Source organism: Microbacterium xanthum, from assembly GCF_034531355.1.
GTDB lineage: Bacteria > Actinomycetota > Actinomycetes > Actinomycetales > Microbacteriaceae > Microbacterium > Microbacterium xanthum.
This window is the reverse complement of sequence record NZ_JAWHUE010000001.1, coordinates 681,112-707,113: the sequence shown is the minus strand read 5'-3', so window position 1 is coordinate 707,113 and position 26,002 is coordinate 681,112. Positions and strand designations below refer to the sequence as shown.

The 26,002-nt window shown below is 70.5% G+C and carries 20 protein-coding genes; 8 read left to right on the top strand and 12 right to left on the bottom strand.

What is annotated here, in order from left to right; translation table 11 throughout:
- The first annotated feature begins 7 nt into the window (after positions 1-7).
- The 3 genes from RZO50_RS03315 (at position 8) to RZO50_RS03305 (ending at position 4,545) form a co-directional block, all read left to right on the top strand.
- The gene (locus RZO50_RS03315) at positions 8-412 is read left to right on the top strand and encodes a fluoride efflux transporter FluC (RefSeq protein WP_322598268.1); all 405 of its coding nucleotides are present in this window, start codon (positions 8-10) and stop codon (positions 410-412) included.
- The gene (locus RZO50_RS03310) at positions 409-783 is read left to right on the top strand and encodes a fluoride efflux transporter FluC (protein WP_322598267.1); all 375 of its coding nucleotides are present in this window, start codon (positions 409-411) and stop codon (positions 781-783) included. The genes RZO50_RS03315 and RZO50_RS03310 overlap by 4 nt, the downstream gene beginning before the upstream one ends.
- A gap of 120 nt (positions 784-903) precedes the next feature.
- Positions 904-4,545, top strand: a complete 3,642-nt coding sequence (locus tag RZO50_RS03305; RefSeq protein WP_322598266.1) for an efflux RND transporter permease subunit — start codon at positions 904-906, stop codon at positions 4,543-4,545.
- A 192-nt stretch (positions 4,546-4,737) separates the two neighbouring features.
- On the opposite strand, the gene RZO50_RS03300 is transcribed toward RZO50_RS03305, so the two are convergent.
- Positions 4,738-5,670 carry a DUF998 domain-containing protein gene (locus tag RZO50_RS03300; RefSeq protein WP_322598265.1) on the bottom strand — a complete coding sequence of 311 codons (933 nt, stop codon included), beginning with the start codon at positions 5,668-5,670 and terminating at the stop codon, positions 4,738-4,740.
- 405 nt (positions 5,671-6,075) lie between these two features.
- Between RZO50_RS03300 and RZO50_RS03295 the strand changes: the two genes are divergently transcribed.
- Positions 6,076-8,091: a DEAD/DEAH box helicase gene (locus tag RZO50_RS03295; protein WP_322598264.1), complete on the top strand. Its 2,016-nt coding sequence runs from the start codon at positions 6,076-6,078 to the stop codon at positions 8,089-8,091.
- 72 nt (positions 8,092-8,163) lie between these two features.
- On the opposite strand, the gene RZO50_RS03290 is transcribed toward RZO50_RS03295, so the two are convergent.
- Positions 8,164-9,252 (bottom strand): Rv2578c family radical SAM protein, encoded by a 1,089-nt coding sequence (locus RZO50_RS03290; RefSeq protein ID WP_322598263.1) that lies wholly within the window; start codon positions 9,250-9,252, stop codon positions 8,164-8,166.
- Positions 9,253-9,371: 119 nt separating this feature from the next.
- Between RZO50_RS03290 and RZO50_RS03285 the strand changes: the two genes are divergently transcribed.
- From RZO50_RS03285 to RZO50_RS03275, 3 genes are all read left to right on the top strand, one after another.
- Complete coding sequence (locus RZO50_RS03285; protein WP_322598262.1) at positions 9,372-10,466, top strand: M15 family metallopeptidase; 1,095 nt, start codon at positions 9,372-9,374, stop codon at positions 10,464-10,466.
- A gap of 139 nt (positions 10,467-10,605) precedes the next feature.
- Positions 10,606-11,769, top strand: coding sequence for an acyl-CoA dehydrogenase family protein (locus RZO50_RS03280; protein WP_322598261.1), 1,164 nt, complete (start codon positions 10,606-10,608; stop codon positions 11,767-11,769).
- A 94-nt stretch (positions 11,770-11,863) separates the two neighbouring features.
- Complete coding sequence (locus tag RZO50_RS03275; protein ID WP_322598260.1) at positions 11,864-12,487, top strand: TetR/AcrR family transcriptional regulator; 624 nt, start codon at positions 11,864-11,866, stop codon at positions 12,485-12,487.
- 8 nt (positions 12,488-12,495) lie between these two features.
- Here the strand turns inward: RZO50_RS03275 and RZO50_RS03270 are convergent, their stop codons facing one another.
- The 8 genes from RZO50_RS03270 to RZO50_RS03235 form a co-directional block, all read right to left on the bottom strand.
- Positions 12,496-13,620, bottom strand: coding sequence for a Gfo/Idh/MocA family protein (locus RZO50_RS03270; RefSeq protein ID WP_322598259.1), 1,125 nt, complete (start codon positions 13,618-13,620; stop codon positions 12,496-12,498).
- Positions 13,617-14,441, bottom strand: coding sequence for a sugar phosphate isomerase/epimerase family protein (locus RZO50_RS03265; RefSeq protein WP_322598258.1), 825 nt, complete (start codon positions 14,439-14,441; stop codon positions 13,617-13,619). The genes RZO50_RS03270 and RZO50_RS03265 overlap by 4 nt, the downstream gene beginning before the upstream one ends.
- A gap of 108 nt (positions 14,442-14,549) precedes the next feature.
- Positions 14,550-15,122: an ECF transporter S component gene (locus tag RZO50_RS03260; protein ID WP_322598257.1), complete on the bottom strand. Its 573-nt coding sequence runs from the start codon at positions 15,120-15,122 to the stop codon at positions 14,550-14,552.
- On the bottom strand, positions 15,119-16,003 hold the full coding sequence (locus tag RZO50_RS03255) for a siderophore-interacting protein (RefSeq protein WP_322598256.1): 885 nt from the start codon (positions 16,001-16,003) through the stop codon (positions 15,119-15,121). Before RZO50_RS03255 ends, RZO50_RS03260 begins: the two co-directional genes overlap by 4 nt.
- 42 nt (positions 16,004-16,045) lie before the next feature.
- Positions 16,046-16,894, bottom strand: coding sequence for an energy-coupling factor transporter transmembrane component T (locus tag RZO50_RS03250; protein WP_416211521.1), 849 nt, complete (start codon positions 16,892-16,894; stop codon positions 16,046-16,048).
- The gene (locus RZO50_RS03245) at positions 16,891-18,648 is read right to left on the bottom strand and encodes an ABC transporter ATP-binding protein (protein WP_322598255.1); all 1,758 of its coding nucleotides are present in this window, start codon (positions 18,646-18,648) and stop codon (positions 16,891-16,893) included. Before RZO50_RS03245 ends, RZO50_RS03250 begins: the two co-directional genes overlap by 4 nt.
- Before the next feature lie 73 nt (positions 18,649-18,721).
- On the bottom strand, positions 18,722-20,029 hold the full coding sequence (locus tag RZO50_RS03240) for a cation:proton antiporter (RefSeq protein WP_322598254.1): 1,308 nt from the start codon (positions 20,027-20,029) through the stop codon (positions 18,722-18,724).
- 147 nt (positions 20,030-20,176) lie between these two features.
- The gene (locus RZO50_RS03235) at positions 20,177-20,731 is read right to left on the bottom strand and encodes an ECF transporter S component (protein WP_322598253.1); all 555 of its coding nucleotides are present in this window, start codon (positions 20,729-20,731) and stop codon (positions 20,177-20,179) included.
- Positions 20,732-20,874: 143 nt separating this feature from the next.
- Between RZO50_RS03235 and RZO50_RS03230 the strand changes: the two genes are divergently transcribed.
- Entirely contained in the window at positions 20,875-24,456 is a 3,582-nt protein-coding gene (locus RZO50_RS03230) for a S8 family serine peptidase (RefSeq protein WP_322598252.1), read from the top strand.
- A 176-nt stretch (positions 24,457-24,632) separates the two neighbouring features.
- On the opposite strand, the gene RZO50_RS03225 is transcribed toward RZO50_RS03230, so the two are convergent.
- Both RZO50_RS03225 and RZO50_RS03220 read right to left on the bottom strand, forming a co-directional pair.
- Positions 24,633-25,628, bottom strand: coding sequence for a pirin family protein (locus RZO50_RS03225; RefSeq protein WP_322598251.1), 996 nt, complete (start codon positions 25,626-25,628; stop codon positions 24,633-24,635).
- A 5-nt stretch (positions 25,629-25,633) separates the two neighbouring features.
- Positions 25,634-25,957, bottom strand: a complete 324-nt coding sequence (locus RZO50_RS03220) for a GNAT family N-acetyltransferase (protein ID WP_322598250.1) — start codon at positions 25,955-25,957, stop codon at positions 25,634-25,636.
- Between the last annotated feature and the right edge of the window lie 45 nt (positions 25,958-26,002).

Here is a 26,002-nt window from a genome sequence, read left to right as displayed (position 1 = left end):
TGGCCGCGTGACTCGCACGCCGCTCGTTCGTCCCCGCATCCTCGGGCTGGTCGTGGCCGGCGGAGTCGTCGGTGTCGCACTGCGGGAGCTGGTGCTGCTGCCTTTCGCTTCCGGCGCGTCCGTCACCCTGGCGACGCTCGCGGTGAACGTGGTGGGGTCCTTCCTGCTCGGCGTCGTCGTGGCGGCGCTGGGCGATCGCCACCCGCTCTGGCGGTCGTTCGCGGGAACCGGCGCGCTGGGCGGATTCACCACCTACAGCGCGTTCGCCGTGCAGGCCGCGGTCGCCGGGTCAACCGCGCCCTGGGTGGGGATACTGTTGGCCGTCGCGGCCGTTCTCGCGGGGCTCGCCGCTGCGGCGGGGGGCATCGCGCTGGCACACCGGCTCCGCGACGCGGCCGGGAGGTCGCGGTGAACGCGGGTCTGTTCCTTCTCATCGCCGTCGCCGGGGGGCTCGGCGCGGGCTTGCGCTATGTCGTCGACGTCCTCGTGACCGGGCGGGTGGCGGCGCGGTTCCCCCGGGGGATTTTCGTCGTGAACGTCGCCGGGTCGTTCGCGCTCGGCCTGGTGACAGGTCTGGCCGGCGGCATCCTGCCGGCGGACCTCGTCGCGGTCCTCGGCACCGGATTGCTCGGGGGCTTCACCACCTTCAGCACGGTCTCGGTCGACACGGCACTGCTGCTTCGAGACGGCGAGCGTCGGCGGGCCTGGGTCAACATCGCGGGGACGGTCGTGGCCTGCGTGGCCGCTGCCGCGCTTGGGCTCGTGCTCGGGGCGTTGGCGTGATCGTGCTCCGATCCCGGGGGATAACCCCCGGAGATCGGCTGTCGGCCCCGTGAAATACTGAGACGGATACATCCGAGTATCGCCGTCCCGCACCGCAGCCCCCATTCTCGAAGGTCACACGTGTCGAACCTCGCCGTCCTGAGCCTCAAGAACCGCGCGCTGATCGCCCTGATCACCATCGTCGCCGCCATCTTCGGCGGCATCGCGCTCAACAGTCTCAAGCAGGAACTGATCCCCTCGATCGAGTTCCCCGCCCTGATCGTCGTCTCCACCTACCCCGGTGCGTCGCCCGAAGTGGTCAACACCGATGTCTCGACCCCGATCGAATCGGCCATCCAGGGGGTTCCCGGACTCGAGGCGAGCACGGCGACCAGCACGACCAACGCATCCATCGTGCAAGCCTCCTTCGACTACGGCACGGATCTGGCGACCGCCGAGCAGAAGATGACGCAGGCGATCAATCGCATCTCGTCGCAGCTGCCCGACGGGGTCGAGCCGACGGTGATCTCGGCCAGCATCGATGACTTCCCGGTCATCCAGCTCGCCGTCACCGGGTACGACGATGCCGAGACGGTGCAGGCTGCACTCGAGTCCAGTGTCATCCCCGACATCGAAGACGTGGACGGGGTCAACTCCGCCGAGGTCGTCGGGGCGATCGGCCAGCGCATCACCATCACCCCGGACGACGCGGAACTCGCCGCCGCCGGCTATTCGCAGCAGGCGATCACCGACGCTCTGGATCAGAACGGTGTGCTCTTCCCCGGTGGTGAGATCACCGAGGACGGTGAGACCCTCACCGTCCAGACGGGCGTGAAGATCACCACGGTCGACGAGGTCGGGCAGCTTCCGCTCGTCCCGGGGGACGCCGATCAGCTCCAGGCGGGGCTGGTGACCATCGACGATGTCGCCGACGTGCAGCTCACCGAGGACCCGCAGACCAGCATCTCCCGGGTGAACGGCGAGCCGGCGCTGACGATCGCCGTCACCAAGCTCCCCGCCGCGAACACCGTCGAGGTCTCGCAGGGGGTCACCGCGCTCTTGGCGGGCTTCGAAGACACCCTCGGTGGCGCCGAGTTCACGATCGTTTTCGACCAGGCCCCGTACATCGAGCAGTCCATCGAGACGCTCGCCGTCGAGGGGATGCTCGGGCTCGTCTTCGCGGTCCTCGTGATCCTGGTCTTCCTCCTCTCGGTGCGCTCCACGCTCGTGACGGCGATCTCGATTCCCACGAGCGTGCTCATCACCTTCATCGGCATCCAGACGTTCGGCTACTCGCTGAACATCCTCACCCTGGGGGCCTTGACGATCTCGATCGGCCGGGTCGTGGATGACTCGATCGTGGTCATCGAGAACATCAAGCGCCACTACGTCGGCGACGCCGACAAGAAGCAGTCGATCCTGCTCGCGGTGCGCGAGGTCGCCAGCGCCATCACCTCATCGACGATCACCACGGTGGCGGTGTTCCTGCCGATCGCCTTCGTCGGCGATATCACCGGCGAACTGTTCCGACCGTTCGCGCTGACCGTGACGATCGCCATGCTCGCCTCGTTGCTGGTCGCCCTGACGATCGTGCCGGTGCTGGCCTACTGGTTCCTCAGGCCCGGCAAGCCGGTGCTCGACGAGAACGGCCGAGCGATCGACCCCGAGGACCCCGCCGCCCCGCCGACGCGCCTGCAGAAGGGCTACCTGCCGGTGCTGCGCTGGACGCTGCGGCACTCCTGGGTGACCCTGGCCCTTGCCGCGCTCGTCCTGGGAGGAACGATCGCCGCGGCGCCGTTCATGAAGACGAACTTCCTCGGCGATTCGGGTCAGAACACCTTCACGATGAGCCAGACCATCGGGGCGGCACCGAGCCTGGAGGCCGAGGCGGCCGCCGCCGAGCAGGTCGAGGCGGCGCTCGCCGACATCGAGGGCATTCAGACGGTGCAGGTCTCGATCGGAACCACCGGCTCGTCCCTCAACGACGCGTTCTCCGGTGGTGGGGCGGGCATCACCTACTCGATCACCACGGATGAGGACGCCGACCAGGTCGCGCTTCGCGAAGAGGTCACCGAGGTCGTCGGCGACCTCGACGATGCCGGCGACATCTCGGTATCGGCCGCAGGCGGCGGGGGATTCGGGTCGAGCGACATCGAGATCGACGTCACCGCGCCTGACTCCGGGACCCTGCAGGAGGCGACCGATGAGGTGGTCTCGGCGATCGGCGACCTCGACGGCATCAGCCAGGTCTCCAGCAACCTGTCCGCATCGCTTCCCTACATCGCGGTCGTCGTCGATCGGGATGCCGCGGCGGAGCGCGGTCTGTCCGAGGTCGCGGTGGGGGCGCTCGTGTCGAACACGATGCAGCCGCAGTCGATCGGCTCGATCGAGATCGACGACACCGCCGTGACGGTCTACCTCGACGCACCGGACGCTCCGGTCACCCTCGAGGAGCTCCGTGAGCTTCAGGTCCCGACGGCGACCGGTCCGATCGCGCTCGACGAGATCGCCTCGGTTGACGAGACCGAGGGGCCGACGTCGATCACGACCGAGCGCGGCCAGCGCACCGCGACGGTGACGGTCACCCCGTCCACCGACGACCTGACGGCGGCGACCGCGACGGTGACGACCGCCCTTGAGGACATCGACCTCCCACAGGGCGCCGATGCCGAGCTGGGCGGTGTGGTCACGCAGCAGACCGACGCGTTCACGCAGCTGGGGCTGGCGCTGCTCGCGGCGATCCTGATCGTCTACATCGTGATGGTCGCGACCTTCAAGTCGCTGCGACAGCCGCTGCTGCTGCTGGTGTCGGTGCCGTTCGCGGCGACCGGGGCGATCCTCCTGCAGATCGCGACCGGTGTGCCGCTGGGCGTCTCGTCGCTCATCGGTGTGCTGATGCTCATCGGCATCGTCGTGACCAACGCGATCGTGCTGGTCGATCTCGTCAACCAGTATCGCGAGAAGGGGCTGTCGGCCCACGACGCGACCATCGCCGGTGGTGCGCGACGCCTGCGCCCGATCCTCATGACCGCGTTGGCGACGATCTTCGCTCTGACCCCGATGGCTCTCGGGATCACCGGTCACGGGGGTTTCATCTCGCAACCCCTGGCGATCGTCGTGATCGGTGGTCTGGTCTCCTCGACGGTGTTGACGTTGCTGGTCCTGCCCACCTTGTACAACCTGGTGGAGGGGGCCAAGGAGCGGCGCCTCGCACGACGTGGCGCGAAGGAGGGCGACTCCGCATCGGCACTCGAGCCGGCTCTCGTCGGCGCGGCAGTGGGCTCGGAAGTGGGCTCGGAAGGTGCCTTCGAGACGCGACGCGAGCGCCGCGAGCGTCAGGCGGCGCTCGCGGCCGGACCCGCGGCGGAGGCCGCAGAGGTCGAGGTGCCGATGATCGAGGAGGCGCCCGATGTCGAGGTCAGCGTGGACGCACCCGCGCCTGATGATGCGGCCGAGGGGGTCGATCCGGACGCGGTGGAGGTCACCGAGGCGTCGACCCCGGTGATCGTCCCGGACGAGGTCCCGGCCGTCGAGCAGGCACCGGATGTCGAGGTGCCCAGCGACGCACCGGCTCCCGAGGCCGCCGGTGCGGCGACCGGCGACGCGGAGTCCGCGAACGGAGAATCCGAGCCCGTGGTCTCCGCCTCCGGAGACGCCGAGCGCGCAGATGTGGATCTGCCGGAGGAACTCCCGACGGAAGACGCCGAAACGGACTCGATCACCGATCGCGGTGACGAGGAAGGCCGCGACGAGGGCCGACGCGACGGGCCCGCCGCGGACTGAGTCCCACGACGGAAGGAAAGAAGGGCGTCACTCGCGTGGTGGCGCCCTTCTTCTTCGCGGAACCCCCGGGTCGGAGCCCACGGGTTGACACCCCGGAGCGGAACAGGGGCGCCGCGTGCTCGACCCGGATGGGCGGGGCGCCAGGGGCGTGCGGCCCCGTATCGGGTGAGACCGAGCAAGAATTCTGTCGGATCAGGCGGGGGCGGCGGCCGAACGCATCCGTCGGCGGGTGCGGTGAGGTGCCGGTCGGGCGCCGCGGCCCGGGCTTCCGGTCCGGTGGATCACCGGACGGGCGTGCGTGGTGTGGGCGGTGCTGACGCGGCAGGTGGGGGTCATCCCCGCGCGCGGAGCGAGGCGGGTGGTGCCGGTGCTCACCCCGGGAGCGGTGGATGTCCGCCGGGTCGCGGGGCGCAGATGCGACGCGATGGTCGTCGCGGGTGCGACGCGACGGGCGGGGCGGAGGGTGGGACGGCGGTGGCGACGCGGCGGGACCACGTGTGTCGCTGCGGCTTCGACGACCGGATCGGCCTCGACCTCGACCGCGGTGCCGACCTCCGCACCGCTTTCGGTCCCGATGGACGCGGTGACCTCTGCGTGACGCCGGAGGGCTTGCGGCAGCGAGATGAGCCAGCATCCGACCACGGAGAAGGCGGTGAACTCGAACAGCGCCAGGGTGATGAAACCCGCGGTGAGCACGATGATGCCGGTCGCCAGCACGATGACGAAGCCCAGCGTCACCCGGCGGAACGCGCGCGGGAGCCCGGGAAGACCCAGGCTCCAGGCCACGAGGGACAAGAACGACAGGCCGAGTGTCGAAGCGGCGAGGTCGTGCATCACGACGCTGACCGGGATCGGGATGAGCCCGACCACGGTCATGGCCAGGCCCGCAGTGATGAGCGAAGCGCGCAGGCCCCGACGCGTGTGGCGTCCGGTCGTCGCCGGGAGGGTCATGCCGATGACGATGCCGTAGACGGCCAGGAGCGACCCGGACACGATCACCGTCGTGTTGAAGGTGCGGGCCGAGAAGTCGCCGATCGTGCCGAGCTGCGAGAAGTGCAGCGTCCACCAGTTGGCGTCCTTCGTGGTCAGGATCGCTGTCAGCACCCCGATCGCGAGAATCGCCATCGCCGTGCTCCCGAAACGGTGAGCAGAGTGAAGGCGCGCTCGAGACGTCGGTGTGACGGCCGCCGCCGCGACGGGTTTGAGACGTTCGGTCGCGGCGAGGGGGGCGAGGGCGGCGGGCGGCATAAGACAAGATTATTGAAATTCCCGCATGGAAATGAACGTCTTGCGCTAATTCCATGTTATGAATTCGTGTCCTGGTGCCTCCCAGGCTTCTGCCGCTAATGTTGGTCGGTCGGCTCTGGACACTGCGATGATCTGTTCGCGGGCGGTGTGTGAAGTCCTTGGGGCCGATGATGGGCGTCGATCCCGACGTGCATGACCATCATCGAAATGGCCCCGGCAAGACCGGGTGGTCCGTCACGAACGGACGCTGTTTCTCGTGCGACCACTCCGAAAGGCATCACCATGCCCAAGAACAAGAAGCCGCAGGGCGGACGCCCCGCGAAGAATTTCGAGCCGCGATACGGCGCCACCACGTCCTATCAGGATCGCAAGCGCCGCCCCGGCGAGTCCTCCGCCGGCAAGGCCGGCAGCAAGAGCCCCGGTCACCGCGGGTACCGCTCGGCGGACGAGGGCCAGGCTCCCAAGCGCCGGTGGACCGCGCAGGAGAAGGTCGCCCGCGACGAGTCGCGCGGTATCCGCACGCGCGGCGCCTCCGACCGCGCCGGACGCGACGACCGTCCGCGTCGTGATGACCGCGGGTTCGACCGTCCCCGGTACGAGGACCGCGGCTCCGACCGTGCGCGTCGTGATGACCGTGGGTACGAGCGTGGTTCCGACCGTTCGCGTCGTGATGACCGTGGGTTCGAGCGTGGTTCCGACCGTTCGCGCCGTGATGACCGTGGGTACGAGCGCGGCTCCGACCGTGCGCGTCGTGATGACCGAGGGTACGAGCGTGGTTCCGACCGTTCGCGTCGCGATGACCGTGGGTACGACCGTGCGCGCCGTGATGACCGTGGGTTCGAGCGTGCGCGTCGTGATGACCGTGGGTTCGAGCGCGGCTCCGACCGTGCGCGTCGTGATGACCGTGGGTACGACCGTGCGCGTCGTGACGACCGTGGGTTCGAGCCCCGTTCCGACCGCCCGCGTCGTGATGACCGCGGGTACGAGCGCGACCGTCGCGCCGACCGTGCGCACACGGCGTCCGCCCCGTTGCGCGATGCGGCCCGTGAGCAGCATGTCGACGTGGTGCACGAGCGTCTGCAGGCCGAAGCCGTCCGGGCCGACCATGTCGCGGATGTCACTTTCGCCGACCTCGGCCTCGGGCAGAACATCGTCACGCGCCTGACCGAGCTGGGCGCCGAGAAGCCGTTCCCGATCCAGGCCGCGACCGTCGCCCCGATCCTCGAGGGGCGCGACGTGCTCGCGCGCGGTCGGACCGGATCGGGAAAGACCATCGCCTTCGGTGCACCGCTGGTCGAATCGGTGCTGCGGTCGCAGGCCGGCAAGCGTCGCGAGTTCGGGCGGTCGCCACGTGCCCTCATCATGGCGCCCACGCGCGAGCTCGCGCTGCAGATCGACCGGACGGTGCAGACCCTGGCGCGCAGCGTCGGCCTGTTCACCACCCAGATCTACGGCGGCGTGCCGCAGGCTCGTCAGGTCGGTGCACTGAAGAAGGGCGTCGACATCGTCATCGGCACCCCCGGACGCATCGAGGACCTCGAACGTCAGGGCAAGCTCGACCTGTCGCAGGTGCAGATCGCCGTTCTCGACGAGGCCGACCACATGTGCGAGCTGGGTTTCCTCGAGCCGGTTCAGCGAATTCTGCGCCTGACCGCCGAGTCCAGCCAGAAGCTGTTGTTCTCGGCCACGCTCGACCGTGAGGTCGCGGCGCTGGTGGATGAGTTCCTCGTGAAGCCGGCCGTCTACGAGGTGGCGGGTGAAGACCAGGACTCGGGCACCATCGAGCACCGTGTGCTGGTCGTCGACCACCGCGACAAGCCCGAGATCCTCCGCTCGCTCGTCGACCGCGAGGGCAAGACTCTCGTGTTCGCGCGGACCCGCGCGTACACCGAGATGCTCGCCGAGCAGTTCGAGGACGCCGGCATCGCCGCACTCGCCCTCCACGGCGATCTCAATCAATCCAAGCGGACCCGCAACCTCGAGAAGCTCACCTCGGGCCGGGTGAAGGTCCTCGTGGCCACCGATGTCGCGGCGCGGGGGATCCACGTCGACGACATCGATCTGGTGATCCAGGCGGACGCGCCGGATGAGTACAAGACGTACCTGCACCGCTCGGGCCGAACCGGTCGCGCCGGGCGTCAGGGCACCGTCGTCACGCTCGTCCCGCGCCAGCGCCGCCGTCGGATGTCGGAGCTGCTGGACCGCGCGGAGATCGATGCGCCCTTCGACGACGTGCGCCCCGACGACGACCTGCTCGAGGAGATCTCGGGCCGTCAGCTCGCTGACGTCACCTCCTGAGGATCCGCACCGCGCGGAGCCGTCCCGCCACCCGCGGGGCGGCTCTCGTCGTCCGGTGTCGTCGCCGGTCTGTCAGAAGAGCATCGCCGCTGCATCGCGGGTTGTGCGCCGCGCCGCGACGCGTCCCCGCGAGGTGGTGACGATCGGCGGCGGCGAGGCGGCCAAGCCCGGCACCGGGACCCGCCGGTCCGGACGGTCGTCTTCGAGCGTCCCGTCGAGCCGATGCGCCCGGAGCAGGGGGCGCACGCGCTTGGCGAGCCACGCCCGATACCCCTTCGGGGCGTATGCCGACACGCCGGGATACAGCCCGAGGTACGACGAGACCAGTTCCGGATGCGCCCGTTCGAGCCACGCCATGAACCAGCCTTTCGCGCCGGGCCGCAGGTGCAGCGCGCCGTAGACGACACGGGTCGCGCCGGCCTGCCGGATCCGCGCCAGCGCGTGGTCGAGGGCATCCACCGAGTCGGTGAGGTGGGGGAGGATCGGCATGAGGAAGACCGTGACCTCGAATCCGGCCTCCGTCGCGGCGCGCACCGTTTCCAGCCGCGCCGAGGCGGTCGGGGTGCCGGGCTCCACGGCCTTCTGCAGCTGATCGTCGAAGAGGGCGATCGACATGGCGAGGGTCACCTTCACCTCGCGCGACGCCTCGGAGAGCATCGGCAGGTCACGCCGGAGCATCGTGCCTTTCGTGAGGATCGAGAACGGCGTGCCCGAGTCGGCGAGTGCCGACACGATTCCGGGCATCAGCCGATAGCGGCCCTCCGCCCGCTGATACGGATCGGTGTTGGTGCCGAGCATGACCGGGTCGTGCTGCCAGCTGCCGCGTGCGAGCTCCCGGCGAAGGACATCGGCGACGTTGACCTTCACCACCACCTGGGTGTCGAAGTCCCGGCCCGCATCGAGGTCGAGGTACTCGTGCGTCCCGCGGGCGAAGCAGTACGAACAGGCATGACTGCAGCCTCGATAGGGGTTGACGGTCCAGTCGAAGGGCATGGACGAGCCCCCCGGCACGTGGTTGAGCGCCGACTTCGCCATGACCTCGTGAAAGGTCACTCCGGAGAAGTCGGGGGTCGTGACCGACTGCACCAGGCCGTCGAGGTGCTCCAGGCCCGGAAGGGCGGCGGTGTCCGCGACCCCCAGTTCCTGTCCCTGCCATCGCATGGACCCATACGAACAAAACTGCGAAGAAAAGTCAACGCCGAGCGGCGTGTCGTCGAAGATGACGGCGCGGCGGCCGTGGTGCGGTCGAGATCCCGGATGCGATCGACGACAATGAGGGGGTGGCGGACCCCGAGCCGCCCGATTCACCGGGCGAACCCCTCACTCGTCGTGCGCTGCGCGAGAGGGAGGCGGCTTCGCGTGCCGGACCGCTGGAGCACTCGACCCCGCGACCCCGCGCCCACGCGCGACGCCGTCGCGCCGCTCGCATCGGTGCCGTGTTCGCCGTCGCCGGAGTCGCGGCGCTGGTCTTCGGGACGACGGCCGCGGTGACCGCTGCCGTCACGGCACCGCCCCTGGCCGACGCGTCGTCGCGGGACGCGCAGGGCGACGCGCTCGACGTCTCGGTGTGGGGGTCCTTCGACGAACCACTGCCGCCGGTGACCGATGCCCTGCCGTCGCCGGTCGTGGCGCCGGAGGTCTCGGGGGATGACATCTGCGCGTCCGAGGAACTCGTCACCGCACTCGAAGCCCGCGACACCGCGGCGGCCATCGCTGCCGCGGGGGGAGTCGAGCGGTTCCGCTCCGCCGTTGCGGCCGGCACCGCGACATGCGTGAGCCTCGACGACCCCACATTCGAGTGGGTCGTGGTCAACAAGGCACGCCAGCTCGACCCCGTCGACTTCCGTCCTGCCGAACTCGTCGCACCCGAAGGGGTCCGCAACATCCCCGGCACCGCCATGCGCCCGGCGGTGTCGGCGGCACTGTCGTCGATGGTGGCCGACGCGGCCGACGCCGGGGTGGGGGAAATCGCTCTGCTGAGCGGCTTCCGCTCCTACGGCACCCAGGTCGACACGTACGCCTCCCACGTGAACGCGCGCGGTGCCGACGGCGCGGACGAGATCAGTGCCCGTCCGGGTCACAGTGAGCACCAGGCGGGGCTCGCCGCCGACGTTGTCGCGTGCGACGCGGGTGGATGCGGCGGCCTCGACGACCTCGCCGGAACACCCCAGGGCGACTGGGTCGCGGCGCACGCGTGGGAGTACGGGTTCATCGTGCGATACGAGGAGGGCTTCACCGACGTCACCGGGTACGCGCCCGAGCCGTGGCACCTCCGGTACGTCGGAACCGACATCGCCCGCCACTACACCGAGGGCGGCTGGCACACCCTGGAGAGCTTCTTCGGTCTGCCCGCCGCGCCCGACTACGCCGGTTGACGCATCCGACAAAAGAGTGGGATCGCGTGCCACGCATCGTAGGACCGGATCTCACAACCGCTCTTGTCCGCGCCCATCGCGAACTAGGATGACGCGCGGGGGCGACCCCGCAGATTCACCACTCGAGGAGGAGACCGGCATGGAGCGCGACATCTACGACGAGGACCACGAGGCCTTCCGCGACGTCGTCAAGGAGTTCATCAAGCGTCACGTCACGAACGATGTGCGCGAGAAATGGGACGCCGAAGGTGAGGTCGACCGTGCCACCATGCTGGCCGCCGGCGAAGCGGGTCTCATCGGGCTGTCGGTGCCGGAGGAGTTCGGCGGCGCCGGAATGCTCCAGGACTACCGTTTCCGCGCGATCGTGAACGAAGAGGTGATCGCCGCCGGCTCGGGTTCGCTCGCGGGCGCATTCGGCATCCAGGACGACCTCGCCGTGCCGTACCTCGTGCACATGGGCACGCAGGAGCAGAAGGAGAAGTACCTGCCGCGGATGGCGACCGGGGAGATCATCGGGGCCCTCGCGATGACCGAGCCCGGCGCCGGCAGCGACCTGCGCGGCATCTCGACGACCGCCAAGAAGGTCGACGGCGGCTACCTCGTGAACGGCGCGAAGACCTTCATCTCCTCGGGTGCGACCGCAGACCTCGTCGTGACCTTCGTCAAGACGGGGGAGGGCAACCGCCCCGACGCCTTCAGCCTGCTGCTGATCGAGACCGCCTCCGAGGGGTTCGACCACGGCAGGAAGCTGCACAAGATGGGCTTCCAGGGGCACGACACCGCCGAGCTGTCGTTCACCGACGTGTTCGTGCCGGAGGAGAACCTCATCAGCGGACGCGAGGGCCAGGGCTTCGTGCAGCTGATGATGAACCTCCCCCTCGAGCGTCTGTCGATCGGGGTCGCCGCCGCCGCGGCCGCCGGCGCCGCGCTCGACTGGACCGTCGCGTACACGAAGGAGCGCGAGGCGTTCGGCCAGCGGGTGATCGATTTCCAGAACACGCGCTTCCAGCTCGCCGACGTCGCGGCGACCGTCGACGCGCTGTGGGCGTACATCGACCGCGCGATGCTCGCCTACGGCAAGGGTGCACTGTCGGCGGAGGAAGCCGCGAAGGTGAAGTTCTGGACGACCGAGCGGGAGTGGGAGGTGCTCGACACGTGCGTCCAGCTGCACGGCGGTTACGGGTACATCACCGAGTACCCCATCGCGCGCGCCTTCCTCGACGCCCGCGTGCACCGCATCTACGGCGGCACCAACGAGATCATGCGCGAGATCGTCGGCCGCCAGCTCGCCGGCAAGAAGTAGACGCCTCACATCTCTTCTGCGGGTCCATCCGGCCCGGCGCCCGCAGAAGGTGCCCGCGGAACGGATGATGAGGTCAGGTCGGTAGGCTCGCAGGATGAGCGGATCCGACCCGGCCGAGGATCGCGCCGGCGGACGCGGTAGCTACGCCAAGGGCATCGCGCGGCGGCAGGAGATCCTCGACCGCGCGATCGAAGTGTTCGCCGCGCGCGGGTCCAAGCGCACCAGTCTGCGCGCCATCGCGGGCGAGGTGGGGGTCACCCACGCGGCGCTGACGCACTACTTCGGCTCGCTCGACGAACTCCTCGTGGCGGTGTACCTCGAGTCGGAACGGCGATCGGACGAGCAGGACGACCCCGCCGATGCGTCCACTCCCGCCGAGGCGATGCGCCGGTCAGCGCAGCAGAACCGCGCGATCCCGGGTCTCGTGCAGTTGTACTCGTCGCTTGTGGCGGCGGCGCTCGAGGATGCGCATCCGGCACCGCAGCGCTTCGTGACGGGCCGGTTCGAGCGGTTGCGTGCCGAGATGGCCGAGCGAGTGCGGCGGTTGCAGCGGACGGGCGCGATCCGTGCCGACGTCGACCCGACGCTGGTCGCGGCGCTCGTCATCGCCGCATCCGATGGTCTGCAGACCCAGTGGCTGCTCGACCCCGCCGTCGATCACGAGGGTGCCCTCGCGATGCTCGACGCACTTCTGGCGGGGCCGAACAGTCCGGAGTGAGCTGCGGCTCAGAGGGTCGCGGCGAACGGGTCGAAGCCCTCTGGAAGCAGCGGAACGAACGCGACCGAGCTCGACACCGGCACCGTCGCGCCCGACGCTGCGGATTCCTCGGCCGACAGGAGGACATCCAGCACGTGCAGCCCCAGCTCGCCCGATGCGACGTGCGGTCGGCCCGCGGCGATCGCGCGCACCATGTCGAGGGCGCCCAGACCGCGCCCGACGTTCACGTCGGGGTGCGGCACCTCGATCCACTCCTGCTCGGTCCTCATCCCGTCGCGGAGGACGCCGAGGGGTGCGACCGTCGCGATGCGGCCGGCGAACCGGTTCGGGTCGGGGAGGACGATGGAACCCTCGGTGCCGTGGATTTCCACGACGCCGTGACGCTCGAGGGCGGAGTCGAAGCTCAGCAGGCTCTGCGCCTGCTGGCCCGACGCGAACGCGGTGGTGATCTGGATGGTCGAGGGCACCTCGACGGGGAAGCGTTCGCCGGCGCGCGGCCCCGTGTGGATCTCGCGCTCCGTGCGCGATTTCGTGCCCACCGCCGAAACGCGATCGACGGATCCGAACAGGCTCACCAGCGCGGAGAAGTAGTACGGACCCATGTCGAGCAGCGGCCCGGCCCCGCGGGCGAACAGGAAGCCCGGGTTCGGATGCCACAGGTCCGGTCCTTGCGTCTGGAACACGGTCTGGGCGAACAGCGGGCGGCCGATACGACCCTCGTCGATCACGCGTCGCGCGGTCTGAAAACCCGGTCCCAGCAGCGTGTCCGGCGCCGAGCCCACGCGCACCCCCGCGGCGGCCGCCTCCTGCAGCAGCAGGGCGGCGCCGTCGCGGTCCAGTCCGAGCGGCTTCTCGGTCCACACGTGCTTTCCGGCCGCGACCGCCGCGCGAGAGACCTCGATGTGTGCGGCCGGGATGGTGAGGTTCACGACCAGGTCGACGCCCGGGTGCGCGAGCACGTCGTCGGCGGTCCCGAATGCGGGCACCCCGTGCTTCTCGGCCTGCGAACGGGCGCGCTCGGGGGCGAGGTCGCCGAGGATCAGGACCTCCGTGTCGGGGAACGACGCCAGGTTCTCGAGGTAGGTGTCGCTGATGACGCCGACCCCGATGATGCCGATGCCGACCGCGCTCATCGGACGAACCCGCCGTCGGTGAGGAACGCCAGGCTGGCGGCGATGTCGTCGAAGACGTCACCCGGGGCGTGGTCGTACTCGATCACGGCGTACTTCAGCGAGGTCGCTGCGCGGAGCGCGTCGGCAAGGGGGACGTCGGCCGTGCCGGCGTGACGCTGGTCCAGGCTCGAGGACGCGAACGCGGGAGCGCCGGGCTCCCACGGGTTGGTGGCGGGGGTCACGCCGTCCTTCACGTGCACGGCCACCAGGCGCTCGCCGAGCCTCTCGACGAGGGAGACGACATCCTGGCCCCCGGTGAGGGCCCAGAACAGGTCGAGCTCGAGCGCGACGCGTGGGTCGGTGAGCGCCACGAAGCGCTCGTACGCGCTCTGATCGTCGAAGGAGGCGACGAACTCCTGCGCGTGGTTGTGATAGCCGACGGTGAGTCCGAAGCCGGCGGCGGTGTCGGCGAGGGTGTTCAGGCGCTCGGCGATGTCGGTGACGCCCTCGAGGGTGCGCCACCGCTCCGGCGCGACGAAGGGGTCGATGACGGTGGTCATGCCGATCTCGGCGGCCGCGTCGAAGACGACCTCCGGAGCCGGGGTCGGGATCGAGCCGTCCGGCGTCCACAGCTCGTCGGAGAGAAGGGGGGCGTGACCGGTCGGAGCGGCCAGGCCCGAGGAGTCGAGGGCGGCGCGGATCTCGGCGGGGCGGCGGACGAAGTCGAAGGCCTCGACGTTCCGCAGGCCGAGGCCGGCGAGCCGATCGAGGGATCCCGCCATGTCGGCGGAGAACTGCTCGGCGAGCGTGTAGAGCTGAACCGAGGCGAGCGGTCGGGCCACGGTGACCTTCCTTTCCGTCACCGTTGACGTCGACGACGGTGACCGACACAGGCTAGCACCAAAACCTCCGCGTGGAGGTTTTCTCTCCGGCTGCCGGGCGGCGAGGCCTCAGTGCTGCCCGGCGGGACCCGCGCCACGACCCATGCCCCGCGCGGCGAGACCGCGGCGACGGGCGAGCTTGGCGACCCCGGCCTTGCGCAGCCGATCGCCGATGAGCACACCGAGACTGGCGCCGATGAGGCACGAGAGCATCGTCAGTGCGAAGAAGGTGATCTGCAGACCGAGAGGCAGGGAACCCAGGTCGAACGAGGCCCAGGACAGAATCGGGTAGACGATGCCGACCACGACGGCGCCGGCGATGTACTGCCACGTCCGCCACGACCGGTAGAGCAGGACCAAGAAGGGCAGCTCGATGAAGAACGCCCACCACAGGCTCGCGCCGAGGAACGGAAAGGCGACCAGTCCTGACAGCAGGCCGATGAGCATCGCAGTGCCGGGCCGTTCCAGCAGGCGCATGCCGACGGCGGCCGGCAGCAGCCACAGGCCGGCGCCGGCGACCGAGAGGAACGGGGCAACGGCGAACACGGCGCCGGCGATCCAGCCCGCGCCCCACAGGAGCGCGCCGCCGGCGACGCCGATCGCGGCGCAGGTGAGCAGGTAGACGGTGGAGACGCGACTCATGCGTGGCCTTCCGAGGGGGGCGCGGACTGCGCCTTGGGGGTCGGGGAGGATGCGCCGGCGCGCCAGTATCCGCAGAAGCTGACGAGGTCCTTGTCCAGCCCCCGTTCGCCGACCAGGTGGCGCCGGGCGTCGGTGGGCAGGGCCTGCTCGCCGACGATGTAGGCGTGGAACGGGGTGGGCGGCTCGTCTGCGCGCAGGTGCTGGAGGGCCGACAGGGCGAGGGTGCCCGGTTTCTCGTCGCCCTCCCGCACGATCCAGCGCACCTCGAGACCAGCCGGGTGCGGGAACGGCAGTGCGTCGTCTTCCGAGGGGACCTCGACGAGGGCGATCCCGCTGGCGTCGGCGGGGAGGGATGCGCAGATTCCCGCCACGGCGGGCAGTCCCGTCTCGTCCGCGGCCAGCAGCACACGGTCGGTACCGCGGGCGGGATTGAAGGCGAGTCCTTCGTCGATGATGACGACGTTCTCGCCCGGCTCGCACGTCTCTGCCCACCGCGAGGCGGGTCCGGCGGTGCCGTCGGCGTCGGAGCCGTGGAGGACGAAGTCCACGTCGATCTCGGCGCCGGCGACCGCGGTGGCGGGACGGTACGCACGCACGGTGTAGTTGCGCATGACCGGGCGCATTCCGTCGGGGATGCGGAGGTACCGGAGGTAGCCGAACAGCTTGTTGGCCTTGGCGGGGATGCGCTCGAGGCCGTCATCGCCGCCGAGGGGGAGGAAGATGCGGAACCACTGGTCGTAGCCGAGAGGGGTGAAGCGTTCGATCTCGGCGCCGCCGAGGGTCACGCGCATCCAGTGCGGCGACAGTCGTTCACGGCGCACCACGGTCAGGCGGATCAGTTCCTGCACGGCGGGTTTGACGAGTCGGCCGGCGCGGGCCATCGGTGTCTCCGTTCGTTCTCGGGATGTCGGTCGTCGGGATGCTCAGGCGAGGATCCAGGGGAAGGTGGCGGCGAACACGCCCGCCGACACGATGAGGAAGGCGAGGATGAACACCACATCGCGGCTCCGGAACGGCACGAGGTGCCGCTCGGTGCGGTCGGGGTGGGCGCCGAACGCGCGCGCATCCATGGCGAGGGCCACGCGCTCGGCATGACGGATGGCCCCGGCCAGCAGCGGCACGATGTACCCGACCCACCGCCGCACGGCGGCGATCGGGCCGCGACCACCGTGGCTGCCGCGCACACGGTGCGCCTGGCGGATCACTTCCAGTTCGTAGCCGAACCGGGGGACGAAGCGGAACGCCGCGAGCGCGGTGTATCCGATCCGGTACGGCACACGCAGCTGCTGCACACTCGCCCGCACCAGGTCGGGTCCGCTCGTGGACAGCCCGACGATCAGGGCGAGCGAGACGATCGCGGCGATGCGGGCGCCCGTGGCGAGTCCGACGAGCATCGCGCCGCCGTACATCGTCCAGCCGCCGATCTGCCACAGGATGACGCTCTGGTCGACGCCGGAGGCGTCGGTCCAGATCGCGAAGCCGAGTCCCATCACCAGCGCGGCCACCGGGATCAGAAGCAGCAGGGCGATGAGGCGCCGGGTGAGGCGCACGCCGATCAGGAGGACGATGTAGGCGAGGGCGACGAAGGCCAGCGGCGTGGTGATGTCGCGCACGAACACGAGCAGCGCCATCGCGGGCAGGGGCGCGAGCAGCTTCGCGAGCGGGTTGATGCCGTAGAGGAACCGGATGGGGGAGGCCGGCTGCAACGCCGCGTACGGGTCCACCGGCACGGGTGCGGTCTGCGCGTGCGGGATGCTGAGCGGTTCGGTCACGGCGCACCGCCGGGCAGGTCGGCCAATCGTGCGACGCCGTCGAGTTCGGGATGCCCCGGGAGCGCCTGCAGAGCTCGTCGCAGGGGCGGTATGCGGAGCCCGGCGCGCTCGATCAGCTCGTCGTCCGAGAAGACCGCAGAGGTGGGGCCGTCGGCGACGATGCGTCCGGCGTCGACGACGATCGTGCGGTCGGCGTGCTCGGCGACCAGCTGCATGTCGTGGGTGACCACGAGGATCGTCGTCCCTGCGTCGCGCAGGTCGCCCAGCAGGCTCAGCAGCTCCTCGGCGCGGGCGCGATCCTGTCCGAACGTGGGTTCGTCGAGTGCCAGCACGGGGGCCCCGGCGATGAGCGCGGTGCCCACGGAGAGGCGTCGTTTCTGGCCGCCGGAGAGCAGGAACGGATGGGCGTCGGCCTTGTCGGAGAGTCCGAACCGCTCCAGCAGCTCCTCGACGCGGTCGCGCACGGCGGCTTCGTCGAACCCGTCTCGCCGGAGTCCGTGGGCCAGCTCGTCGTAAACGGTGTGGGCGATGAACTGGTGCTCGGGGTTCTGGAACACGAAACCGATGCGCGTCGCCAGGCGCCGTGGGTCGACGCGGGAGATGTCGGTCCCTGCCACGTGCACGGAGCCGCGGGGTGGACGGATGACCCCGGCGATCGCCTGGACGAGGGTGGTCTTGCCCGCCCCGTTGGCGCCCACGACGGCGACGAACTCGTCGGTCCTGACGTCGAGGTCGATGCCGTGGAGCACGTCGGTGCGGCCGCGTCGCAGATCCATCCCGCGCACGGTCACCACGACCTCGCCGGCGTGACGCTGCCGGGGCGCAGCGCTGCGGGCGGCGGTGACGACGGGCGCGGTCGCGAGGGCTGCGCGCAACTCGACGGGGGTCAGCGGAAGGGGGTCGAGTCGATAGCCGGCGGCGCGGAGCCGCAGCGCGGCCAGCGTCGAGTGCGGCAGCCAGACGCCGAGACGGTGGAGTTCTTCCGCGCGCGTGCGCAGCACCTCGTCGACGGGCCCGTCCGCGATCAGAACGCCGGTGCCGTCGAGGACGACGACCCGGTCGACGAAGCCGATGGCGGCGTCGAGGTTGTGTTCGACGAGCACGATGGCGCGGTCGCCCGCGGCGACGAGGTCTCCCAGTGCCGCATAGACCTCGTCGATGCCCCGGGGATCGAGGTTGGCGGTGGGCTCATCGAGCACCAGAAGGGGTGACCCCATCGCCAACGCGCAGGCGATGGCGAGCCGCTGGCGTCCGCCGCCGGAGAGCCGATCGGGGTTCTCGCTCCGGCGATCCCACAGGCCGACGCGCCGCAGCGCCGCCTCGGCGCGTGCCAAGACTTCCGCGACGGGAAGCCGCAGGTTCTCCGGTCCGAACGCGACTTCGTCCAGGAGCGTGCCGGTGACCAGTTGCGCATCCGGGTCCTGGAACACCATCCCCACGCGGGTGCTCAGTGCCGCGACGGAGGCCTCGGCCGTGTCCATCCCGTCGATGACGACCGAGCCGGCGAGGGTCGCCGGAAGCGCGTGCGGGATGAGCCCGTTCAGGGCGAGTGCCAGGGTGGATTTGCCCGAGCCGCTGGGGCCGAGGACGAGCACGACCTCCCCCGGCGACACGTCGAACGACACCTCGGCGGGGGTGGCGACGGCGGACTCGTCGTGCGTGATGGCGACGTCGCGCAGACGGGCCAGCGGAGAGCCGACGTCGGAGCCGCCCGCGGCGAGGGCGGCGGGCCGGTCGCTGTCGGCTCGGGCCACGGGTCATGCCCTTCGGGTTCGGACGTCGGGAGCACCATCACAAAAGGTGAGGTGCTCCTAACTTAGCCCACCCTCACTCCCGGTGTCCCGGTGCTCCCGCATTCAGATGGGCGAGCCACGCGGGGTGGTCGTGGCGGCGCCGGGGAACGTCGGTGGCGATCGCCTCGGCGGCGAGCGGATCGGCGGATGCGCGCTGCTGCGCCCAGCGGTGAAAGCGGCCGATGAACGGCACCGAGGTCAGCGCGTGGAGCGCGATGCTCAGGGCGATGGTGGTGATGACCGTCGGCGTGACGATGTCGGCGTCGGGGATGCCTTCCCCGGTCGCGATGAGCAGGAAGACCAGCGAGGCGAGACCACGCGGGCCGAACCACCCGATGAAGGCCATCGTGGGAAGCCCCACGCGGCGGCCGGCGAGCGCGATGGCGACCGGCACCATCCGGACCACCGTCAGGCTCGCCACCGCGTAGAGCAGGACCTGCCAGGTGAGCAGCGGCAGGGCGAGGGTCACGGCGACGGCGCCGAACAGCACCCACGTCGCGGCGGCCAGCAGGTCGCCCGCACTCTCGGTGAAGACGCCGACCTCGGTGCGCGGACTGCCCACGGTGCGTCCGAAGGCGAGTCCGCCGACGAAGGCGGCGATGAAGCCGCTGCCGCCGAGCGTCTCGGCGATCGCGAGGGCGAGGAGTGCGGCCAGCAGGGGAAGGGCCTGGCGCCACCGGCCGTCGATCCACCCCTTCGTCGACGCCGCGCGGAACAGCGCCCCGCCGCCGACGCCCGCGACGAGGCCGGCCAGAGCTCCCCATCCGATCTGCTCGGCCACGTTCACCGCGACCGCCGACGGGATGCTCGACTCGAGTTCGGCGTTCGCGACCGACAACGCCACGAGGAACAACGGCACCGCGATCCCGTCGTTCAGCCCGCTCTCGACGTCGAGCGCCTGCCGGACGCGCGGGGGCACCGAGCTGTCATCGACCACGCGCTGGCCGAGTGCGGCATCCGTCGGAGCGAGCATCACCGCGATCAGCGCGATCGAGATCACGGCGACGCCCGGGAACACCAGCAGCCCCACGCCGAGGCCCGCCAGCACCGTCAGCGGAAGCCCGATCAGCAGCAGCCGACTCGGCCACTCCAATTGGCGGCGCAGTGCCCGCAGGTCGATCCGCATCGCGTCGCTGAACAGAAGCAGCACCAGCGCGACCTCGGCGACCCGTTCGGCGCCGGCCGGGTCGATGTCGAGGTCGAACACGTCGGGGAGCGCCAGGCCGGCGGCCACGCCCACCGTCGCGAGAAACAGCGCCGCGGTCACGCCGCGCTTCTGCAGGGGACCCGACAGGGCGCTCCATACCGCGAGGGCGAGCAGGACGACGAGCGCGGCAATCACCCTCCGGACGCTATCGGAAGCCGCGTCGGCGGTCCCGGTGCGCTCGCCGATGTCGGAGGATCGCGCCGATGTCGGAGCATCTCGGCTCGATCATCCGACATCGACCCGATTCTCCGACCTTCGCGGCGGTCGGGATGCGCGGTGCGGTCAGCGGCGGCGCGCGGTGCGGCCGACGCCGGTGCGGCGCAGGGCCTCCCCGATCGCGACGGCTGCAGCGGTCCAGGCGACCGGGCCGACGATGAACATGGCGATGTAGATCACCTGCGCCCACGGCTCGAACCGCGCGAGGTCGGCGACCAGCGCGATGGGAACGGCCAGGACGATCCCGACGATGACGGCCGAGACGAAGTAGCGCCAGCGCTCCCAGCGGCGGTAGCGTCCGATCGCGGCGATGAGTTCCTGGAGTCCGCCGATGAGGATCGCGGTGCCGAGGTAGCGTCCGATCCAGGGGGCCACGAAGGCGCTCGCCACCAACGCCGCCAGCAGGTGGGAGATGAGCGCGACCCACGGCATCCGCAGCAGGACCTGGGCGATCACCCCGGGCAGGACATGGACGCCCAGCACCAGTCCGTACAGCACCGGCACGGCCGCCGACACGACGCCGCTGACCGCCCCTGCGCCGGCCGAGACAACCCCCGTCGCCACCCCGATCGCCGCGCAGGTGAGCAGAACGCTCGTCGAAAGGCGGGATCGGGTGGACACGTGCCCAGCGTAGCCCCGTCCTCTCATCGGTTTCTCACGCAGACCCCGTTCCCTGGGAACGGACTGTGAGTTACGTTTGGGCCCACTGCACGGCAACGGGGCCGTGCAGCCTTCCCTTCCCTTCCCCGTCGGGAGCTCACCACATGAGTCGAAACACCGCGAGAGCGGCAGCGGTCGTCACAGTCGCCGCGCTGCTCACCGGAACCACCACCGCCACCGCCTTCGGCGCCACCGGGTCCGAGGAGGTGAACCCGCCCACCCCGATCGAGTCTCCGACCGGCACCTACATCGTGCTGCTGGAGGAGGATCCCGTCGCGACCTACGACGGCGGCGAATCGGGCCTGCGGGCCACCAAGCCCGCCGACGGCGAGAAACTCGACACGCAGTCCAGCGAGGTCAAGGAATACGCCGGCTTCCTCGAGGAACGCCAGCGGGATGTGGCCGCAGAGACGGGTGTGAACCCCGAGGCGACCTACCAGGTCACCCTCAACGGCTTCAGTGCCAAGATGTCGCCCCAGGAGGCGGCCAAGGTCGCGGGGGCCAAGGGTGTCGTGGGGGTCTACCCCGATGAGATCCGCCACCCCGTCGCCGTGCCCTCCACGGAGTTCCTCGGTCTGGAGGGCTCGGGTGGTGTGTGGGAGTCGCTCGGCGGTGCGGATGCGGCCGGCGAGGGAATCGTGGTCGGCGTGGTCGACACCGGCATCGCTCCGGAACACCCGTCGTTCGCGGGTGAGCCGCTCGGCTCCGTCCCCGGCGACGAGCCGTACCTCGACGGCGACGACGTCGTGTTCGCGAAGGCGAACGGCGACGAGTTCCGCGCGACGCGGGTCACCGGCCAGGACTGGAGCGTGGAGGACTACTCCACCAAACTCATCGGGGCGAAGTACTTCGCCACCGGCGCGGCCAACGCCGGGTTCGACTTCGGGTACGACTACCTGTCACCGCGCGACGGCGACGGCCACGGGTCGCACACCGCGAGCACGGCCGCCGGTGAGGCGGGTGTGTCGGCTTCGGTGGAGGGCATCGACTTCGGGGCCGTCTCGGGCGTCGCACCCGCCGCGAAGGTCGCGTCGTACAAGGCCTGCTACGTCGGACCCGACCCCCTGGTCACCAGCGACGACATCTGCGCGCTGAGCGACCTCCTCGACGCGATCGACACCGCCGTGAACGACGGCGTCGACGTCATCAACTACTCCATCGGCGGCGGCGCGGCCACCACGACGTGGTCGCCCGACGACCAGGTCTTCTTCAACGCCGCGGTCGCCGGGGTGTTCGTCGCCGCCAGCGCCGGCAACTCCGGGCCCGACGCGTCGACCGCCGATCACGCCGCGCCCTGGTACACCACGGTGGCGGCATCCACCATCCCGACCTGGGAGGGGACGGTGTCGCTTCCGAACGGCTTCCTCGAAGCCGGCGCATCGGTGACGGTTCCCTTCGGCGATTCGGTGACCGCCCCCGTCGTCTACGCCGGGGACATCCCGGCGGCCGGCGTCTCGGCCGCCGACGCGGCCCTGTGCTACCTCGACTCGATCGATCCGGCCGCCGCGGCGGGCCACATCGTGGTGTGCGATCGCGGGGTGATCGCGCGCGTCGAGAAATCGCAGACGGTCGCCGAGGCCGGAGGCGTCGGGTCGATCCTCGTGAACGTCACGCCGGGCTCGCTCGACAACGACTTCCATTCGGTGCCGACGGTGCATCTGCCCGACACGACGCGTGAGGCCCTGCTGGACTACGTGCGGAACACCGCCGACGCCGAAGCGACCCTCATCGGGGAGAACACCACCGGCGAGGAGACCCCCGTGCCGCAGATCGCCGGGTTCTCCAGCCGCGGGCCCATGCTCGCCGACGGCAGCGACGTCATCAAGCCCGACGTCGCCGCACCCGGTGTGGCGATCCTCGCCGCGACCGAGAACGGCGCGGGGGAGGACCCGACCTTCGGCATCCTCTCGGGGACCTCGATGGCTGCGCCCCACGTCGCGGGCCTGGCCGCGCTGTACCTGACCGCCAACCCCGGCGCCACGCCCGACGAGGTCAAGTCGGCGATGATGACCACGGCATCCGACACGGTGAACGCCGACGGTTCGGCCACCACCGATCCGTTCGCGCAGGGCGCCGGGCAGGTGGAGCCGACGGACTTCCTCGACCCGGGTGTGCTCTACCTGAACGGCCCGGTCGACTGGGCCGGTTTCGTCGAGGGAACCGGCAACTGGGACTTCGGCGGGATCGATCCGATCGACCCGAGCGACCTCAACCTCGCGTCGCTCGCGATCGGGACGCTGTCGAAGGAGCAGACGGTCACCCGTACGCTCACCGCGACGCGGCCGGGCACGTACACGGTCGAGGCGGCCATCCCCGGTGTCGACGTGTCGGTCTCGCCGGCCACCCTCACCTTCGGCGCCGCCGGCGAGCAGCAGTCGTTCGAGGTGACGATCCGCAACCTCGACGCCCCCGTCGAGCAGTGGGCCACCGGGTCGATGACGTGGACGGGCGAGGACGGCACGACGGCGCGCTCGCCGCTGGCGGTCCGTCCCGTCACCGCCGATGCCCCCGCCGAGGTGTCGGGCACCGGCATCACCGGATCGACCGACGTCACGATCGACGCGGGCGTCTCCGGTGAGCTTCCCCTGAACCTCTCCGGTCTCGCGCCGGTCGAGCTGCTCGCCGATCCGGCCAACCCGGTAGACGGGCACACCGGTGACGAGAACTCCGGCGATGCCGACGGCAACGTGTTCTGGTTCGCCGACGTGGCGGAGGGCACCACGCTCGCGCAGTGGACGCTGGACTCCTCCGATGACGAGGGGAGCGACCTCGACCTGATCGTCTACCGCGTGGTCAGCCGTGAGGACACCCGCTACTACGAGCAGTTCGTGTCGGCGACCGCATCCGCCGACGAACAGGTGAGCCTGATCGCCCCGACGGCCGGGACCTACCTGATCGTCGCGAACATGTACGCCATCACGCAGCCGTTCACGTGGGACCTCACCCAGGCCCTCGTGACCCCCGAGGGTGAGGGAGCGCTCACCGCGACGCCGAACCCGCTGCCGGTGACCAAGGGTGAGGAGGCGACCTACGCGCTGTCCTGGAGCGGCCTTCAGGCCGAGACCTCCTACCTGGGCGTCGTGCGCTACGGAGACTCCGAGGTGCGCACGATCCTGTCGGTGGATTCCGGGGCCGCAGCACCGGAGGCGGTCACGGCGCCGGAGATCACCGGCACGGCGAAGGTCGGACGCATCCTCGAGGTGACGTCGGGCGAGTGGGAGCCGGCGGATGTCGCGCACACCTTCCAGTGGCTGCGCGACGGCACCCCGATCGAGGGGGCGACATCCCCGTCGTACGAGGTGACCCGCGACGACGTCGGCACGACCCTGTCGGTGCGGGTGACGGCCGCCGCGGAGGGCAACGCCAACGCCGGATCGGCCCTCAGCAACGAGGTCTTCGTCAAGGTCGGTACCGACACCGACGTGTCGATGAACCGCTACGTCGGCACCTCCAAGACCAGCTGGGTCGCCACCGTCGAGGTGGAAGCCGACGACGGATCCGTCCCGCAGGGCACCGTGGAGGTGTGGGTCGGCTCGACCAAGCTCACCGGCACCCTCGCCGACGGAGCCGTCCGTTTCGAGCTGCCGGCTCAGAAGAAGGGCATCAAGGTCGTCGTCGCCACCTACACCGGCAGCGACACCCTGGCCCGCTCGGTCGGTCTGACCGGGTTCCTCGTCCTCCGCTGACCCCCACCACGACGCGCCCGGGCCGACGTCCGGGCGCGTCGTCGTTCCCTGGGTCGTCGTGCCCGGGTCGCCAGGAGGGCACACCCGCGGGGATCGTGCGCGACGCGCCGGGCCGCCGGACCTCCCGTCGGCGTGCCGGCGACGATCCCCGCAGCCGTGCACGCCTCGGGGCGAGGTCAGAGGCGGCGTCGGCGTCGGGTGAGGCGCACCTTCGGCAACGGCGGGGCGGGGATGCGCTCGTCGCCGTGCCCGACGACCTCGCCGAAGCGCTCGCCGTGGGCTTCCCACGCCTCACGGGCCTCGACGATCTCCTCGTGGGCGCGGCCCACGAAGTTCCACCACATGACGATTTCGTCCTCGAACGGTGCGCCGCCGATGAGGAAGAGGCGGGCTCCGGATGCGGACGAGAGCGTCACGTGATCGCGCGCCGTGCCGAGATAGAGCATGCGCTTGTCGTCGAGGTCGACCGTGTCGACGTCGCCCGCCGGCCGCACGTCCACGCTCGCGGTCCCGTCGATCGCGATGAGCGCGTGCTCCCAGGCCGGTTCGAGAGGGAGCGCCACGGTGGCCCCGGCCGGGATCTGCAGCTCCGCGCCGACGATCGGGGTGTAGACGGATGCCGGCGACACGACCTCCCCCAGGCGGCCGAGCACGACGGTCGCACGGCCCTCCTCCCCGATCCGCGCGGGCAGGCGGAGGGTGGGGAGGTCCTCGTGGCGTTCGAAGTCCGGCGGGCCGTGACGGCGGGATTCGGGCAGAGCCACCCACAGCTGGAGGGCGTCGAGATCGGTCGCCTCCTCGCCGTCCGAGTACTCCGAGTGTGCGATCCCGGCGCCGCTGGTCATGAGATTCAGTGCGCCGCGGCGGACCATCACGTCGCTGCCGACCGAGTCGCGGTGGCGCACATCGCCGACGAAGGGCCATGTCACCGTCTGCAGTCCGATGTGGGGATGCGGCTCGACGCGCATCCGCGTGCGCTGCGGACCGAACCGGTCCAGAAAGCACCACGCCCCCACCAGCGGGAGCTCCCGCTGCGGGAGGGAGCGGTGCACCGACATCGCACGGACGCCGCCGAGCGGCACCTCGCGCGACTCCAGCATCACTGCGCGGGGCCCGTCGCACTCGGCGGCCTGTTCGGCGACGACCTCGCCCGCGCCATCCACGCGCGTCATGGGCGTCAGTCGTCGGTCGGCGCGCCGTGCGGCCAGTCGACCGACAGGCCCGGCACGGAATTGTCCCGCAGGTATCTGACGACGAAGGGGCACCGCGGCACGATCGTCTCGTCACGCTCCGCGATGTCGCCGAGGGCATCGGCGACGAGGATCGACGCCAGACCACGCCCCGTGAACGCGGGATCGACCTCGGTGTGCACCATTTGGAGGCGCCCGCGGTCGTCGGCCTCCCATCGGGTGAAGCCGGCGAGCACCTCGCCCAGGTGGATCTCGTAACGGGACTCGTCGTCGTTGCGGGTGATGCGCGGGGTCTCGGAGCTGTCGGTCACGGGGATTCCTTCCGTCGCTTCCCCCACGGTACGGGTGTGGTCGAA